The organism is Neisseria sp. P0021.S007, assembly GCF_051956855.1.
On sequence record NZ_JBQCXA010001346.1, the window covers coordinates 1 to 495 of the forward strand.

At 48.9% G+C, this 495-nt stretch carries 1 pseudogene; it reads right to left on the reverse strand.

Annotated elements, in window-relative coordinates:
* Positions 1-345: pseudogene (locus ACTHUR_RS19090) on the reverse strand (hypothetical protein); the annotation flags it as partial.
* Positions 346-495: the final 150 nt, after the last annotated feature.

Here is a 495-nt window from a genome sequence, read left to right on the forward strand (position 1 = left end):
GTCGTGTTCTGGCCATTGTTCGTAAATGGGCAAAACGGCTTTGATGCCGGGGATGTTGTGGGCGACGACGGCGGAATACATGGCGCGTGCCAGTAATTCGGTGTTGGCAAGCAGGGTATCGGCATCGACGTTGATGATTTTTTCAGACGGCCTGTTTGTCTGCTCGGCAGTGATGTTGTGCGTTTCGGGTTGTTGGGGTTCGGCTGTGTTGACTTGAAGCTCGGGTTTCACATCAGGCGGCACATCGGCGGCGTGAAGGGAAAGGGGAAGGATGGCGAGGAGGAGCAGACGTTTTTTCATGGCAATGTTTGGGATGTTATCGGTATAAGTGGGCAGATTGTACAATGTTTTGAGTCGGAAATTTTACAAACCGAGTGCCATTATATCTGATAAAGATGACAAAAGGCTGTCTGAAAACCGATGGGATTTCAGACGGCCTTTGTTTGCGAGTCGGATTTAGTTTTTGTCCAAATCTAAATCGGCTTTGTATTCGAT